The sequence below is a fragment of the Bradyrhizobium manausense genome, assembly GCF_001440035.1.
Taxonomy (GTDB): domain Bacteria; phylum Pseudomonadota; class Alphaproteobacteria; order Rhizobiales; family Xanthobacteraceae; genus Bradyrhizobium; species Bradyrhizobium manausense.
The window spans coordinates 21,609-36,508 of record NZ_LJYG01000040.1; the positions used below are offsets into that span (position 1 = coordinate 21,609).

Below are 14,900 nucleotides of genomic sequence, written 5' to 3' on the forward strand. Positions count from 1 at the left end.
CGAGCGCGCGCTCGAACAGATCCAGGAAACGATCCAGGTGCTGGCGCCCGCGCCCGAAGGCGCCGCGCCGAAAGTGGTCGAATAAGACCCGACGCGCGTTGAGATCAGGGATCGTCATCGCGTTTGAGGTTATTGTTTGAGCATGATCTTTTCGGAAAACCGCTGCGCACTTTTCCGGATCAAGCTCCTCAAGCCGTCTTGATGTAGTCGCGCAGGGCTTCCTGTTCGGACTCGTATTCGCGCACGCGCCATTTGACGACGTCGCCGATCGAGATCAGCCCGACAACCTTGCCGTTGTCGACGACCGGCAAGTGGCGGAACTTGCCTGTGGTCATCATCTCCATCAGCTCGGCGACCGTGTCGGTCTCCTTGCAGGTCACGACCTTGCGCGTCATGACCTGGGAGACCGGCTCGTCCAGCACGCCGGCACCGCGCTCGCCGAGCACGCGCACGATGTCGCGCTCGGACAGGATGCCCTCGAGCCGGCTCTGGTCCATCACCAGCACCGCGCCGATCTTCTTCTCGCCGAGCAGCTTGACGGCGGCGGCGAGCTTGGCGTCCGGCGCGACGCTCATGATCTGGTGGCCCTTGGTATTGAGAATGGAACGTACCGTCATTGTTGCCTCCCTGAATCGGATCCGTCCGCTTTGCGCGGTCCGGACTTGTTCGCGAGTCTTCAACTAACAGTTTCAGCGCCGGTTGCAGGCTCGAGCGCTTTGCGAAGTGCAGCCTCCATCAGCTTGCTGCTTCGGAACATTCTTCCCGCAAATGATGGATGAATTCGGGCTGCGCCGCAAGCGCCGCTTCAAATACCGTCTGAAATGTCCTGTGATGACGCATCCGCAGCATCATGGCTTCGCACGCGCGGCACCGGATCGAACAGCGTGAACAGCAACAAGCCTGCGAAGAAGCCGCCGATATGCGCTTCCCAGGCGACACCTGCGCTGTCGCCTTCGACGCCGATCCCGCCGACGCCGAAGATGATGTTGAGGGCGAACCAAACGGCGAGGAAGCCGACGATCCGTCGATCGCGCAGCGCCCGAAACAGCGGCAGCGCCGGAACTTTTGCGGCGGTATCGGCGTCCGAACGGCTGAACGACAGGAAGCTGCCGCGCACGAAGGCGAAGCGGATCGCCGCCGCCATGGCGCCCGAGACCGAGGCCGAGGCGCCGATCATCGGCACCACCGCATGCTCGTGGGTGACGAGATGGGCAAGCGCGCCGGCCGCCGCCGTCACCGCCAGGAACACGAAGAAGCGCAAAGCCCCGAAGCGCCGCGCCAGCGCGCTGCCGAACGGCAGCAGCCACAACACGTTGAAGGCGAGATGGGTGAGATTGGCGTGCAGCAGCGAATAGGTGACGAAGGTCCAGACCTTGGCGCCGGCGCCGCCCTCGAACTGCAGATTGACCAGCGAGGAATCGTAGCGCTTCGGAATGAAGCCGAAGACGTCGATAGTCCAGTTCTCCAGCTCCGGCGGCAGCAGCACCCGCAGATGGATCAGCGCCAGCAGGGCGACATAGGCCGTCAGCGGCCACGGCAGGGTCAGGATCGGCTCGCGCGGGGCCTCTTCGACGACGACCTGATGGTCCGGCGGGGGTTGTGACGGGGAATCCAAGGCGGTTTCGCTTTCAGGCGCGATCGAGGCAGCGGGCTTCTCGAAGCAAGGGATCTGGAGATAGTCGCCTTTACCTGCCTTGCGCAAGTGCACGAAAGGAAAAGGCAGGGCCCTGGGAAAGCCCTGCCTGTCCGTGTCGGCCTTCCGACGCGACGGGAGAACAAGGTGTATCCCCACCCCTCCCCGCGGCCAGTGACCAAACTGTTTGACGCCCGTGTACAGGCCTCACCGAGAACCTGGAGAAAGCGGCGAGGCTTGCGACCGGGATCACCATAGCAGGCGTGCCCGACAGGCAAAGCGCATAGTTAATTTAACGTTAACGGCGCAAAGGCAGCGCTGGCGATGCCAAAAACGCGTCCGCGGCATGGACGCTGCAATTCCCCTCCTGCACAACATCAAAGGGATCTCAGGTGCGCTGAAGCGGGACAGCTTTGTCCCATGAGGTTGCGCCGAGGGTAAGCGTCGAACATGAAACATCCATCGAGCCGCGCATTCTTCGCATATTGGGACAACAAGCGCGGCAGCGCGCGTGCCCCTGACCGGGCCGATATCGACCCGGCCGCGGTGCGCGAGCTGCTCGGCGACATCTTCGTGCTGTCTTGTGAGCAAAAACTCGGCTTTCCGTTCCGCGTCGCCGGCACGCGGGTCTGCGCGCTGGCCGGCCGCGATCTCAAGGACCAGGGCTTTGCCGCGCTGTTCACCGACGCGAGCCGCAGCGAGATCGAGGAGATCACGACCATTGTCGCCGACGAGACCTTAGGCGCGATCGCAGGTCTCACCGCGCAGCGCGAGGACGGCAGCAAGGCGCATCTCGAGCTGCTGCTGCTGCCCTTCAACGCCCGCCCGCATACGCCTGTCAGCGTGACCGGCGTGCTCGCGCCGTTCGACGATGAATGCGGCGCGCTCGGCCCGTTCACCGTCACCTCCTGGCGCTACCTGCACCAGCCGGAGAAACTGCTGCCGCGCGCGATCCGCAAACTGCAGATCGCCCGCGGATTGATGGTGTATGAGGGGCTAAGGTAGAGCAACGATCGCGCCGTGCGCGCAGCGTGTGAAAACGGCCTGACGATCGTTCTGAATCAGATGACGATCGGAGACGAAGGCTCAAGGCCCAAGGCTTGCGATCGATCAACGGAACCTTACCTGCTAGGATACGTTTGTCTGTTTCGCCGCGCGAGTATCTGCGCGGCAACGCGGCTCGGCTGAGACGATGCGTTTCCCAGCCGCTTCCGTCGAGGGATAATCACCCGTGATGGAGCGCGCGACCAGAGTTGGTAATCGCCTGCTAGCTGCGTTACCGCCAGCCGATTTTGCTTTGCTTGCGCCGCATTTGCGGAAAGTACCGCTCCAGCACGACGAAGTCCTGGTTCGATCGGGCGACCGGATCGATCACATCTACTTCCCCTGTAGCGGCGCAATCGCCCTCATCATGGAGCTGCCGAACGGACAGACCGCCGCAACCGCCGTGGTCGGCAACGACGCCGCCATCGGCCTCATGACGGCGCTAGGGCCGCTCCGCTCACCCATGACCGCGGTCGTGCGCGTCGCCGGCGCGGCGTTGCAGATATCACCCACGCGATTTCAGACGGCGCTCGAACGCAGCCCCGCTCTCAGAGGTTTGGTTCAGCTTCTCTCCAGGGCGCTGATGACGCAAATCCAGCATGTCGCAGCCTGCAACGCGCTGCACTCCGTCGAAGCCCGCCTAGCCCGCTGGCTGCTTCACATCCACGATCGGACCGATGGCGGTGACGTCCTGCCCTTGACGCAAGAGACGCTGTCCGAATTGCTCGGCGTCCGGCGTACCACGGTCACGCACGTCATTGGGGCCCTTCGGACGTCAAGGGCGCTGAAATCCAGCCGGCGCGGTCAACTCGAGATCGACAGGCGGCGCCTCGAAGTCGTCGCATGCGAGTGCTACAAGGTGATGAGCCGCAGGATCGACCGGATCGTTTCGCAGGATGCCTTGAAGGTGCTTCACGCCGCGCCGCCGCCGAACGATTCCCTGCCGCCGGACGTCCCGTTCGCCAAGGCCGACTCGTAGACCCAGGCTTCCTTGGCGAACCACTCGTGCGTCGCCGCGCACATCTTGCAATAGGTCCGCGAAAAGAACACTGCAGTGCACCGAAACCTTTCGCGATCCATCTCGATGCCCGTCGAAATGACCCTTCCCGTTTCCGGGCACTTGATCACCACCATACCCATCCCGATTTCCTCCAGCTTGGCATCACCTCGACTATGAGGGGGCCGCAACCGGCTGGATGGCATCTTTTCTTGCGAAGACGCTCACCCAGCCGGTCCGCGCGGCCAACCGCTTCGATTCAAGCAGCGCTACGCAATACGCGATCCAAGCTCTGCTTGATCGGCTCAGCCGTTTCGGTCGCAACCCTCTGGGCGAGGTGCCATAGCTCGCGATTCTGGGCCGAAGCCGTTTCAAGCATCTTGCGGCTATGAGCGGTGGAGAGATCTACGAGATCGGCAAACGACCTCGCATCGACAAGCTGGGAAAAAAATTCCAGCGTGGACGTGGTGTTGGCGTGGGATATCTCGATGACCTTGGTGCGGTAGTCGGCGGCCCGCTGGGCATTGGTCGAGCAGGCATCGCAGAGAGCTGCGGTCATCTCCTCCGAGGTCGACTTGATTTGCGCAAAATTTGCCTGGGCCCGTGATGCGCCCTGTTCGGCGAGATTGCCGAAGATCGTCTGCATGTTGAAGAACGGGACGCCGAACTGGAGCTTTGCACTTGCGTCGGTTCCTCCGTTTTGCAGAGCAGCATTCGTTTCGGCGTTCAGATTGGCATCACTCACGGGCTTTCATCCTTTCAAGCGAAACTAGATAACGGATTTAAGACTCCCCGACGCGTCCAGGTGCTTGCTGCACCAGGACACCAGTACCCTTGCTCTCATGTTGGTGGGATGCCACTGCGGATGGACCGCCGTCGCCCCCCCTGCTGAAGCCAACTATGGCCAACAACAGTGGAAGCTTCGGTTCGCTTTCAGACTCTTCGCTTGATTTTATTCGAATCATGCGGCGAAGCGGCGCATCACCGCATCGCGCCTCTTTGAAGTTGCTGCAATCGCATGCGCCAACTTCAGATCGGCGCAAGCTTGCGCCGGACATCGCCCGCACAAGCGATGCCCGGCCGCGTCATCGATCCATCACGGCATCGCCAGATGCCAGGCGCCATTCAGAAAGCCGTCGCCGGTGACGTCGCCGGGCTTGGTGTCCTTGGCGAAGGTGTAGAGCGGCTTGCCCTTGTACGCCCACTGCTTCGAGCCGTCGTCGCGGGTGATGATGGTGTAGCCATCGCCGGGCGTGTCGCTGGCCTCGGCCTTCAGCGCCGGCCAATTCGTCGCACAGGGGCCGTTGCAGGCCGACTTGCCGTCCATGTCCTTGTCGAACGTGTAGAGTGACATGCCCTTGGCGTCGGTGAGCACGCTGCCTTTGTCGGTCTTGCCGGTCTTGGTCGGCGGTGCGGCGAGCGCCGCAGAGGCGAGCGCGAGCGTTGCCGCGAACGCGAGCACGAGGCGGATCGAGGATGTCGTCATGGTGTCTCCTGTCATGCAGATGGCTTGCACGAGGTAGGACGCCGCGGCCCGCGCACTATTCCTCGAAAGCGGGCCAAGATATTTTTGGCTGCGCGCATCAAGGCGGCGGAATAAATTGCGGTTGACGATACGGAGCACACAGATGAGCAAGCCTCGATGGCGCCGCGCGCACGCCACCGATCTCGCAGCGATCAGTGCCGATCGCGGCGCGGATCCATCCCGATCTGCCCGAGCGGCCGGAGGTGCTCGCGGAAAAGATGCGGCTCTGTCCGGATGGCTGCCGCGTGCTCGCCGCAGGCGACGGGATCGCGGGCTATGGCCTGGCGCATCCCTGGATGCAGCAACAGATCCCGCCGCTCGACGGTTTCCTCGGCCAATTGCCTGAACATGCCGACTGTCTCTACATACACGACGTCGCCGTGCTGCCCGACGCCCGCGGCGGCGTGGCGCGCGGTTATGTCGCCGACATTGAACAGCTCGCGCGATCATCCGGCATCACGATGCTTGCGCTGGTCTCGGTCTACGATACGCGCGTGCTGTGGGAGCGTCTCGGCTTCCACGCCGTCGGACCGGATGCGGCCTTGCGCGACAAACTGACGTCCTACGGCGCGGGCGCAACCTACATGCTGCGCGAGCTTGCCGAGTAGCCGCCCCTCCCCGCACGCGGCCTCACGCGGGCGTGAAGCCAACCCTCGAACTGGTTTCGATCAGCCTCCGTCGAAGGATAGAGCGAGCCGTTCCGGTCTCGCCGAACCGAGGCTGGAGATTTCCGATGAAACTCACATTGCCCAAACTTGCTTTGACAGCGTTCGTTGCCACGACCGCGTTCACTGCAACCAGCGCCCATGCGGTGCAATTCCATACCTATCGCTGCGACGTCGATTTCTTCGGAGGCTGCGGCATCATCCCGCTGCCGGACCCACCGCCCGCCCGGCGTCACGTCGTTCGGGTCGACCGCGATACGTCGCCGACCTACATGAAGCAGATCGACCCGCGCTACAGCTCCTCCATGCGTGATGCCGGCGGCGGAGGTGGTGGCGGTGGAGGCGGAGGTGGCGGCGGGGGTGGCGGCGGCCGCTGAGCCCACGGCCAACTTTTCAGACGATGTCGCCGGTGCAATCCGGCGGCATCTCGCTGCCTGCGCCATCGGCGGCCGCTCAGCCGCGGCGCTTCTTCTTGTTCTTCTTGCCCGACGCGCCCGGCCATTCGGTGACCGACGGCGCGTATTTGGCGTCACCGGATTTGTTTCCGAATGTCTTGTTCTTCTTCCCGAATGCCGGCTTGCCGGATTTGCCGCCGTCGTGCGGCTTTGCGTGAGGCTTTGCGTACGGCCTCCCCTGGTGCTTCGCGTCAGGCTTTCCCCGCGGCCTGTCGTGCTGCTTCGGCTCACCCACGTTCCAGGGATCGTCGCTGCGGCGAACGACATGAGCATCGTCACCGTCATCGCGCTGCGGAGCGCGTGGGCGCTTCTCCCCTGCTGCCGCCGCCTGCGGCGCCGCCGTCACCAGCTCGATGCGGATGCTGTCTTCCTTGTCCGGTCGCTTGACCTTGGCTGCAAAACTTTCCGCGACGCGCTCGGAGATCTCGAACTCGGTGGTGGTGTCGCTGATCTTGATCGCGCCGATGTCGCGCTTGTCAATGCCGCCTCGGCGGCAGATCATCGGCAGCAGCCAGCGCGCCTCCGCATTCTTGCGGCGGCCGATGGCAGCGCGGAACCAAACCGTCGGCTCCGTCATTTCATGTTTTGATGACCCTTTCGCCGATTTGGCGCGAGGGCGCTCGGAGCGATCGTCGCCGCGCGGGGCGCGATCGTCGCGGCTGCGATGCTCGCGCCGTCCGCGCTCCTCGCCGGGATCGATGATGTCCTCAGGAGACGGCAGCCGGGCGCGATAGAGCCGCGCAAGCGCGGCGGCGATATCCTCCGCCGACCGCTCGGCCAGCAGAGCCTTCGCCAGCTCCAGATCGTCTGATGTCGTCTCCTCGGTGAACAACACCTCCTTCATGCGCTCATGATCGAGCTTGCGGATTTCATCCGCCTGCGGCGCCGTGCCCCAGACCGCCTCGGTGCCCGAGAGATTGAGCAGCAACTCTGCACGACGCCTTCGTGCCGGCGGCACCAGCAGCACGCTTGTGCCCTTGCGGCCCGCGCGACCGGTGCGGCCCGAGCGATGCTGCATCACCTCGGGGTCGTTCGGCAAATCGGCGTGAATGACGAGATCGAGGCTCGGCAGGTCGATGCCGCGCGCAGCGACGTCGGTCGCGACGCAAACGCGGGCGCGACCGTCCCGGAGCGACTGGAGCGCCAAAGTGCGCTCGTTCTGCGTCAACTCGCCCGACAGCGCGACCACGGAGAAGCCGCGCTCAAGCAGTGCCGCCTGCAAATGCCTGACCGCATCGCGCGTGTTGCAGAACACCAGCGCGCTCGGTGCCTCGTAGAAGCGCAGCACGTTGACGGCCGCATGCTCGACATCACCGGGAGCGACCCGGATGGCACGGTACTCGATGTCGGCGTGACCGCCCTCGTCGCCCGCGACCTCGATGCGAAATGCGTCCTGCTGGTACTGTTTCGCCAGCGCCACGATGCCGCGCGGGAAGGTCGCCGAGAACAGCAGCGTGCGCCGCGTCTCCGGCGTGGTCTCGAGGATGAACTCCATGTCCTCGCGGAAGCCGAGATTGAGCATCTCGTCGGCCTCGTCGAGCACGACGACCTTCAATTCGGAGGTGTCGAGGCGGTTGCGCCTGAGATGATCGCACAGGCGACCGGGCGTGCCGACCACGATGTGGGCGCCGGCGGCGAGTTCGCGCTGCTCGCGGCGCGGATCCATGCCACCGACGCAGGAGACGACACGCGCCCCGGCATGCTGGTAGAGCCAGGTCAGCTCGCGCTGGACCTGCAAGGCGAGCTCGCGGGTCGGCGCGACGATCAGGGCCAGAGGCGCCGCGGCCTGCGCGAACCGCTCGGCATCGCCCAGAAGGTCCCTAGCCATGGCCAGCCCGTACGCAACGGTCTTGCCCGAGCCTGTTTGCGCCGACACCAGGAGGTCGCGGCCGACAGCATCCTCGCCGAGCACGGCGAGCTGGACAGGTGTCGGTGAATCATAATTGCGCTCGGCCAAAGCACGGGCGAGCGGCGGGGTCAGGGCCGGAAAAGACACGGAATGGAAAACCTTGGTTGGTCCGGGCGCGGAACGGAAGAGCCGAGGGACCTTGACGCTGCAATCACTGCAGAAGGCCCGATCACACCCTTGATGATTTCGATTTGGACGCTCTTTACGCCAGAAGCTGTCAAATCACCATGGCTTTGATGCATGGCATTGGCGACAGGGTGAACAGGTGCGGGATGCTGGCCCTGCCCCAAACGCGATTTCGGGCCGGAATGGCGGACTTTTGCGCCCATCTCGCTTAAATTGCCGACGTTTGGACGTACCGGAATGGACGCATGGCCTCGTCGGATCAACGCCAGTGCGGCGAATGCACGCTTTGCTGCAAAGTGATGGCTATCGAGGCGCTCGCCAAGCCGGCAGGCAGCTGGTGCGCGCATTGCAATCCCGGCCGCGGTTGCATGATCTACGTCGAACGGCCTATCGAATGCGGCAGCTTCAGTTGCCTCTGGCTCATCAACGACCTGCTCGACGAGCGCTGGAAGCCGAGCCGCTCCAAGCTGGTTCTGACCACCTCGGAGGACGGCATCGAGATCCGCTGCGACCCCGGCGCGCCCCATGCGTGGCGCAGGGAGCCCTACGCCAGCGAGATCCGCGCCTGGGCCGAGGAAGGCGAGCGCGACGACATGACGGTCGTCGTCATCGTCGGCCAGCGCATGATCTTGATCACGCCGGAGCGCGAATTCGATCTCGGCATCGTCGGACCGGATGACCGCATCGTGCGCGAGCTGGAGGGCGCGAAGGTCGTGGGCGCAACGGTGGTGAAGGAGCTTAACGCCGCCTCAGATTCCGTCGACGATTGACCGATGCATGCCCACTGGTCCCTACGGCATAGCAAGCGCGGCCCTAGTCCCTTGATGTCACGGGCCTGCCGAAGCTTTCGGCCAGCCTTGCTCTGGCCCGCGCGACACAGTCTTTGGCCGCCAGACTTAAGGCGCGGATCGCGCGCCAGGCTTCGGTCGCCTGCAGCCATGCCTTCATCTCGGTGAACTTGCCGTAAACCCACGCGAACGCCGGGATCCGCATCAGCTTGTCGCGCGTCAGGTGAAACAGGCGCTCGACCAGCACAAGCTTGAGCAGCTCGCAGCCGACGAACGCCGCCACGCCGCTCAGGAACTGACCTGTTGCAACGAGGTAAGCCGCCACCGGCTTGATCGGCTCCAGAATGAGCACGGGCACGGAAAACAGCGCCAGCGACGGATAAGGCGGCAGCGATCTGATCCAGGCGCGGAGCCGCTTGAACTCGAAATGCCGGGCAATCCAGCGCGAGATCGGCATCGCCACAGCCATAAACACCGCATCCACCAGGAAGTAGACGGCGGCCAGGACGTAGGTGATGGGTTCCAGGATTCGCTTCACGATATACTCTCCCGCAAACTCAAAGCCGGAACCCGGGCTTAAGTTTCACGCCCAAGTGGATCATTCGCGGATTCTCTATGGAGCTTTTGCGGCATTCGGTTCAATCCACCTCAGATCTCGGCGAAGATTTCCAGCAGATTGCCGTCGGGATCCCTGAAAAACAACGTGCGATGTCCGAACGGCTGGTTCGTCGGCGGCGAGAGCAGCGTCACGCCCTGCCGCACGAGCTCCTCGGCGCAGGCATCGACCTCCGCCGGAGAGACCTTGAAAGCGAGTTGCAGCGAAGCACTGCCCACCGGCGTCGGCACGTCTGCGGCGGTACGGCTCGGCCGCGCCAATGCGAGCGTGTTGCTGCCGATCCCGTATTCGATCCAGTTCGGCGACAACTCGCGCAACAGCGACAGAGCGAGCACGTCCTCGTAGAAACGGCGCATCGCGTCCATGTCGCGCACGAAGATGACGGTGTAGTCGATCGCGCGGATGGCGCTGAAGGGGGAACGGGCGCGGCTTGGTTGTTCGTTTGTCATCGCAGCTTTCATTCCAAATTCTGACCCGTAGCCCGCATCGAGCAAGGCGGAATGCGGGACCGGCGGACCCCGGATTACGCTGCGCTCCATCCGGGCTACGAGATTTCTTACTCCACCAATTCCGGCCACGGCACGATGGTCGACTTCACCGTCTTCATCGCCATCGCATCCTTTACGGCTCGCGCGACGCCTGCTTCCGTGAACGGATAGATCGTCTGCATCTTCAGCCAGGGATATTTATCGCGGGTGCGGTAGAGCATGTCGACGCCGAGCGGCAGATCGTTGCCGGTGAAGCCCCAGGAGCCGAGCACGTTGAGGTCCTTGGTGCAGATGCGATGCCAGGAGGTCTCGATCGAGCCGGCGTCGGTGAACTGGCCCATCTCGACATAGGTGCCGCCGTCGCGCAGCATCTCGATGCCTTCGGGGCCGGCAGAGGGATGGCCCGAGCAATCCATCACGAGATCAGCGCCGAAGCCGCCGACGATCTCGCGGACGCGCGCGATGCGCTGTTGCGGAGATGTGATCTCTTCGATGTTCACGGTCGCCTCCGCGCCGAACTCGCGCGCGAGCTTGAGCCGCGGCTCCTCCGGCGCGCCGACGCAGATGACGCGCCCTGCCCCCATCTCCTTCGCCGCCGCGACCGCCAGAATGCCGATCGGGCCTGAGCCCTGGATCACGACCGTGTCGGCCCAGCTAAAGCCGCCGGCGCGGCTGGCGCGGTTGAAGGCGCGGATGCAGGAGGTCAGCGGCTCCGACAGCGCGCCTGATCGCAGCGACATGTCGTCGGGCAGCTTGTAGATCTTGGTGCCCGGCAGCATGTCGAGATCGACATAGACATATTCAGCCCAGCCGCCCCACAGATGCGGCGCCTTGTCGAAGCCGAGATAGCGGCCGTAATAAACCGGCGTCAGGCATTTGTTGGCCGTTTGCGGATAGTGAATGCAGTAATAGCAGCGGCCGCACGGCATCAGCGGCGGAATCATCACCTTCGAGCCGACCTTGAGCGGCTTGCTCATGAAGTCCTCGGTGAATTCATCGCCGCATTCGACAATGACACCGCCGAGCTCGTGGCCGAGCGTGAACGGCCAGGGCAGCGGCTTCGGCCAATGACCTTTCAGGATGTGCAGATCCGTGCCGCAGACACCACACGCCCCGATCTTGATCAGCGCACCCTTGCGGCCCACCTTCGGCCACGGCACGGACTTGATCACGGGCTCCGAGCCTGGTCCTGCGTGGGTGCAGACGCGGATTGAATCCATGGCTGTTTCCTCGCGGCCCGCTTGTGTTGAATAATGGAGCGGGCTCGGACAGAGCGTATGTGAGGTTCGGCGAGATGCCAACCGCGGCAACGGTCGTAGCCCGCATGAGGCGCAGCGCAATGCGGGAGCAGCGACCCCGGATTGCGCTACGCTCCATCCGGGCTACGGCGTTGCTACAAGCACCGCCGTCATCCTGAGGTGCTCTCCTTGCGATGCGTCAGCATCGCAAGNTCGAAGGGGCCACGGCCGCCCGCAATTCATTCTTCGAGGCTCGCTTCGCTCGCACCTCAGGATGACGTCTGAGCGTGTTGCGGCAGTGCATAGCTGCCGTCCGCGCACACGCAATTGTCTTGAGCCGCCGGCACCGAACGTGTACCTCCGCGAGAGTTCTTCCCGTGGTGCCCGCTTGAATCCCCTTCCCCAAAATCCCATGGCCGCGTCCGGATCGTTCGCGGCGATGAAGTCCGTGCCGTACCGGCTGCAGTTCATCGCCTATGTGCTGGCGATGATGGCTGACAATATCGAGCACGTAATCAGCTATTGGGTGGTCTTCCAGAAATTCCACTCGCCGACGCTGGGCGGCTTTGCCGTGCTGTCGCACTGGCTGCCGTTCCTCTTGTTCTCGGTCGTGGTCGGCGGGCTCGCCGACCGGTTCGATCCGCGCCGCATCATCCAGTGCGGCATGCTGTTGTTCATATTGGCATCAAGCGGTTGGGGCTTCTTCTTCATCACCGACACGATCCAGATGTGGCACGCGATGCTGCTGCTGGTGATCCATGGCTGCGCCGGCGTGCTCTGGCAGACGCCGAACCAGCTGCTGCTGTACGATCTCGTCGGTCCTGCGGACCTTCCGAGCGCGGTGCGGCTGAATGCGATGGCGCGCTACCTCGGCATTCTGGTCGGCCCCGCGGTCGGCGGCATCATCATGCTGACGCTCGGCCCCTCGCACGGCATCATCTTCAACACGCTGTTCTATCTGCCGATGCTGCTGTGGCTGTTCTGGGCGCCGGTGCGCGACGGCAGCGTCGCCGTGCGGCGCTACGCCGTGCGCGGCTTCGCCGACATCCTGCTGACCATCCGCGCCATCGGCAGCCAGCCGGTGCTGACGGCGATGACATCGCTTGCCGGCCTCACCTCCTTCATGATCGGCAACGCCTATCACGCGCAGATGCCGGGCTTTGCCGGCGATCTCGGCCATGGCGATCCCGGCGTGTCCTACAGCGTGCTGCTCGCAGCCGATGCCGGCGGCGCATTGCTCGCCGGCATTGCGCTGGAATCCTGGGGACGCCTCAAGGGCACGGCGCGCACCGCGATCATGCTGGCGATGTTCTGGAGCGTGGCGCTGCTCGGCTTTGCCTCCGTGCGGATCTATCCGGTCGCGATCGTGCTGCTGTTCTGCGCCGGCTTCTTCGAGCTGTCGTTCAACACCATGGCGCAGGCCCTGGTGCAGCTGAATGCGCCCTCCGACATCCGCGGCCGGGTCGTCGGTCTCTATAATATGGCGGGACTTGGCATGCGGGCGTTCAGCGGCATCACCGTCGGCGTCTTTGGTGCGGCGATCGGGATTCACTGGTCGCTGGGCCTTTCGGCCGCAGTGTTGCTGGCCGTGCTTTGCCTACTTTATGGGCGTGCGACCAGGACAGCCTAGGGGGCAGCCGGTGGGGCCGCCGGGGACTAGGCCGCCGCTGATGTGGCTTTTGAACGCATTGTGCCGCTCCGTCATCGCCCCGCCAAATCATAACGTGGCATTAACCCTATGCACCTTAGGGTCGTGTCGGACTCCGCCCGGGCGGGGGCTCGGGTAGTGAAAATGGCGTTGGCGAACAAAAAATTTCTTCCGGCCGCCGAGGAACGTCGGCGTTTCCAGCGGGTGAAGGTGCACCTGCTCGGCCGTTACATGCTGCCGGATCGCCGTGAATTCCCCTGCCAGGTGATCAACATGTCGCCGGGGGGCCTTGCGCTGCTCGCGCCCGGCATCGGCAATGTCGGCGACCGTGTGGTCGCCTATCTCGACCATATCGGCCGGGTCGAGGGCAAGATCACGAGGATCATCGACAACGGCTTCGCCATGACGGTGGGCGCGACGCCGCGCAAGCGCGACAAGCTCGCAGCCCAGCTGACCTGGCTGGCCAATCGCGACATCCTCAACCTGCCGGAAGACCGCCGCCACGACCGGATCGTGCCGCGCAACCCGATCGCCGTGCTGACGCTCGAGGACGGCACCAAGATGACCTGCCGCATCATCGACCTGTCGCTGTCGGGCGCGGCGATTGCGGCTGAGAACCGTCCGCCGCTGAAATCGACCGTCCTGCTCGGCCGGGTCCAAGGCCGCGTGGTGCGAAACCTCGAGGACGGCTTCGCGCTCGAGTTCATGCACGAGCAGCCGATCGAGACACTCGAAGAGAGCGTTACCGCGCGGTAAAGCGCGACGGCATCAAAACCCCCGTTTTTCCCGCTCCGAAGGCGGCCTCTGCGATGCAGACGCCGCCTTTTTCGCGTCTCGCTGCCCGCTGCAGGCGGTTAACGCCCGGCCTGTCCCCCCGCTCAAGCCGCGGTTCCCTCAGGGTTTCCGCGTTAATTGCTACAATTTGAATCAATTGCAGTATTCTAAAATTTTAGTCGAGATCTACTCAAGTATAGAGCGAATTCGCTGCCGGTTTTACTTGAATTCGTCTCGACTTGACTTGGTCGACTTAGCGGCAACGCAAAAGCTCCGTGCGAAATGTGGTCCCAACAAGAAACGGGGGCCGCAATGTTGGATTTCAGGGGACAGGGAAAGGCATTGGCGCTCGGCGCCATGCTGTTCGGAATGAGCGCGGCGGTGCAGGCCGGCGAAAGCCGCCTGCTCTNGAGCCTCGGCGACACCACGCGCGCGCCGATCGGCTGGGTCGAGTTTTGTGCAGAGAACGCCGCTCAGTGTCAGGGCGGACCGACGCAACCACGCGACATCGTGATGTCGCAGGCCGCGTGGCGCGACCTGACCAAGGTCAATCGCTGGGTCAACGAGACGATCAAGCCTCTGACCGACGAGGAGCACTGGGGCGTCGTCGAGAAATGGTCGTTGCCGACCGACGGCTACGGCGACTGTGAGGATTACGTGCTGTTGAAGCGCAAGATGCTGATGGATGCCGGCTGGCCGCGCGAGGCCCTGCTCATCACCGTCGTGCGAGACAAGAAGGGCGAAGGACACGCGGTGCTGACGGTAAAGACCGACAAGGGCGAGTTCGTTCTCGACAATCAGAACGAGAACGTCGTCGCCTGGACGGAGACCGGCTACCGCTTCGTCAAGCGCCAGTCGCAAAGCGATCCCAACGTCTGGGTCTCGCTTGGCGATACCAAGCCGGCGGTCTCGACCGCCAGCGCAAGAGACCAGTAGTCCGATCAGTACAGCCAAACACACGAGTTACGCGACCCGGTCACATCCCCACCCCTCC

Annotated in this window: 14 protein-coding genes and 3 pseudogenes; 9 read left to right on the forward strand and 8 right to left on the reverse strand. The window is 63.8% G+C overall.

The genetic code is table 11. The annotated features are described in order from the left end of the window. Positions 1-188 precede the first annotated feature (188 nt). Positions 189-617 (reverse strand): CBS domain-containing protein, encoded by a 429-nt coding sequence (locus AOQ71_RS08225; RefSeq protein ID WP_057744276.1) that lies wholly within the window; start codon positions 615-617, stop codon positions 189-191. A 188-nt stretch (positions 618-805) separates the two neighbouring features. After that, entirely contained in the window at positions 806-1,615 is an 810-nt protein-coding gene (locus AOQ71_RS08230) for a rhomboid family intramembrane serine protease (protein WP_057744368.1), read from the reverse strand. Positions 1,616-2,083: 468 nt separating this feature from the next. On the opposite strand from AOQ71_RS08230, the gene AOQ71_RS08235 reads away from it, so the two are divergent. Continuing rightward, on the forward strand, positions 2,084-2,638 hold the full coding sequence (locus tag AOQ71_RS08235) for a PAS domain-containing protein (RefSeq protein WP_057744279.1): 555 nt from the start codon (positions 2,084-2,086) through the stop codon (positions 2,636-2,638). Between the two features lie 307 nt (positions 2,639-2,945). Then, positions 2,946-3,656: a Crp/Fnr family transcriptional regulator gene (locus AOQ71_RS08240; protein ID WP_245316801.1), complete on the forward strand. Its 711-nt coding sequence runs from the start codon at positions 2,946-2,948 to the stop codon at positions 3,654-3,656. Positions 3,657-3,933: 277 nt separating this feature from the next. Here the strand turns inward: AOQ71_RS08240 and AOQ71_RS08245 are convergent, their stop codons facing one another. Both AOQ71_RS08245 and AOQ71_RS08250 read right to left on the reverse strand, forming a co-directional pair. Beyond that, positions 3,934-4,419, reverse strand: a complete 486-nt coding sequence (locus AOQ71_RS08245; protein ID WP_057744285.1) for a phasin — start codon at positions 4,417-4,419, stop codon at positions 3,934-3,936. Positions 4,420-4,770: 351 nt separating this feature from the next. Then, positions 4,771-5,160 (reverse strand): COG4315 family predicted lipoprotein, encoded by a 390-nt coding sequence (locus AOQ71_RS08250; protein WP_057744372.1) that lies wholly within the window; start codon positions 5,158-5,160, stop codon positions 4,771-4,773. Positions 5,161-5,302: 142 nt separating this feature from the next. Here AOQ71_RS08250 and AOQ71_RS08255 point away from each other — a divergent pair. Next, positions 5,303-5,807: pseudogene (locus tag AOQ71_RS08255) on the forward strand (GNAT family N-acetyltransferase). A gap of 125 nt (positions 5,808-5,932) precedes the next feature. Further along, positions 5,933-6,241, forward strand: a complete 309-nt coding sequence (locus tag AOQ71_RS08260) for a hypothetical protein (RefSeq protein ID WP_057744288.1) — start codon at positions 5,933-5,935, stop codon at positions 6,239-6,241. A gap of 76 nt (positions 6,242-6,317) precedes the next feature. On the opposite strand, the gene AOQ71_RS08265 is transcribed toward AOQ71_RS08260, so the two are convergent. Next, positions 6,318-8,315 (reverse strand): DEAD/DEAH box helicase, encoded by a 1,998-nt coding sequence (locus AOQ71_RS08265; RefSeq protein WP_057744291.1) that lies wholly within the window; start codon positions 8,313-8,315, stop codon positions 6,318-6,320. A gap of 284 nt (positions 8,316-8,599) precedes the next feature. On the opposite strand from AOQ71_RS08265, the gene AOQ71_RS08270 reads away from it, so the two are divergent. Next, positions 8,600-9,124, forward strand: coding sequence for a hypothetical protein (locus AOQ71_RS08270; RefSeq protein ID WP_057744295.1), 525 nt, complete (start codon positions 8,600-8,602; stop codon positions 9,122-9,124). Positions 9,125-9,167: 43 nt separating this feature from the next. Here the strand turns inward: AOQ71_RS08270 and AOQ71_RS08275 are convergent, their stop codons facing one another. The 3 genes from AOQ71_RS08275 to AOQ71_RS08285 form a co-directional block, all read right to left on the reverse strand. Further along, a complete protein-coding gene (locus AOQ71_RS08275; RefSeq protein WP_057744299.1) occupies positions 9,168-9,680 on the reverse strand; it encodes a hypothetical protein in 513 nt (170 codons plus the stop codon). 110 nt (positions 9,681-9,790) lie between these two features. Next, positions 9,791-10,207 (reverse strand): VOC family protein, encoded by a 417-nt coding sequence (locus tag AOQ71_RS08280; protein ID WP_057744375.1) that lies wholly within the window; start codon positions 10,205-10,207, stop codon positions 9,791-9,793. A 107-nt stretch (positions 10,208-10,314) separates the two neighbouring features. Further along, a complete protein-coding gene (locus tag AOQ71_RS08285; RefSeq protein ID WP_057744302.1) occupies positions 10,315-11,466 on the reverse strand; it encodes a zinc-binding dehydrogenase in 1,152 nt (383 codons plus the stop codon). A gap of 430 nt (positions 11,467-11,896) precedes the next feature. On the opposite strand from AOQ71_RS08285, the gene AOQ71_RS08290 reads away from it, so the two are divergent. From AOQ71_RS08290 to AOQ71_RS08300, 4 genes and pseudogenes are all read left to right on the forward strand, one after another. Beyond that, positions 11,897-13,114, forward strand: a complete 1,218-nt coding sequence (locus AOQ71_RS08290) for an MFS transporter (protein WP_057744305.1) — start codon at positions 11,897-11,899, stop codon at positions 13,112-13,114. Positions 13,115-13,276: 162 nt separating this feature from the next. After that, positions 13,277-13,888 (forward strand): PilZ domain-containing protein, encoded by a 612-nt coding sequence (locus AOQ71_RS08295; RefSeq protein ID WP_057744308.1) that lies wholly within the window; start codon positions 13,277-13,279, stop codon positions 13,886-13,888. 330 nt (positions 13,889-14,218) lie between these two features. Beyond that, a pseudogene (locus AOQ71_RS47475) lies at positions 14,219-14,315 on the forward strand (transglutaminase-like cysteine peptidase); the annotation flags it as partial. Position 14,316: 1 nt separating this feature from the next. Beyond that, positions 14,317-14,842 (forward strand): annotated as a pseudogene (locus AOQ71_RS08300) (transglutaminase-like cysteine peptidase); the annotation flags it as partial. Positions 14,843-14,900: the final 58 nt, after the last annotated feature.

Coding starts and splice junctions, on each gene's coding strand:
- AOQ71_RS08250 (WP_057744372.1), bottom strand. CDS start 5,160: ATGACGACATCCTCGATCCGCCTCGTGCTCGCGTTCGCGGCAACGCTC.
- AOQ71_RS08295 (WP_057744308.1), top strand. CDS start 13,277: ATGGCGTTGGCGAACAAAAAATTTCTTCCGGCCGCCGAGGAACGTCGG.
- AOQ71_RS08225 (WP_057744276.1), bottom strand. CDS start 617: ATGACGGTACGTTCCATTCTCAATACCAAGGGCCACCAGATCATGAGC.
- AOQ71_RS08290 (WP_057744305.1), top strand. CDS start 11,897: ATGGCCGCGTCCGGATCGTTCGCGGCGATGAAGTCCGTGCCGTACCGG.
- AOQ71_RS08260 (WP_057744288.1), top strand. CDS start 5,933: ATGAAACTCACATTGCCCAAACTTGCTTTGACAGCGTTCGTTGCCACG.
- AOQ71_RS08270 (WP_057744295.1), top strand. CDS start 8,600: ATGGCCTCGTCGGATCAACGCCAGTGCGGCGAATGCACGCTTTGCTGC.
- AOQ71_RS08235 (WP_057744279.1), top strand. CDS start 2,084: ATGAAACATCCATCGAGCCGCGCATTCTTCGCATATTGGGACAACAAG.
- AOQ71_RS08280 (WP_057744375.1), bottom strand. CDS start 10,207: ATGACAAACGAACAACCAAGCCGCGCCCGTTCCCCCTTCAGCGCCATC.
- AOQ71_RS08285 (WP_057744302.1), bottom strand. CDS start 11,466: ATGGATTCAATCCGCGTCTGCACCCACGCAGGACCAGGCTCGGAGCCC.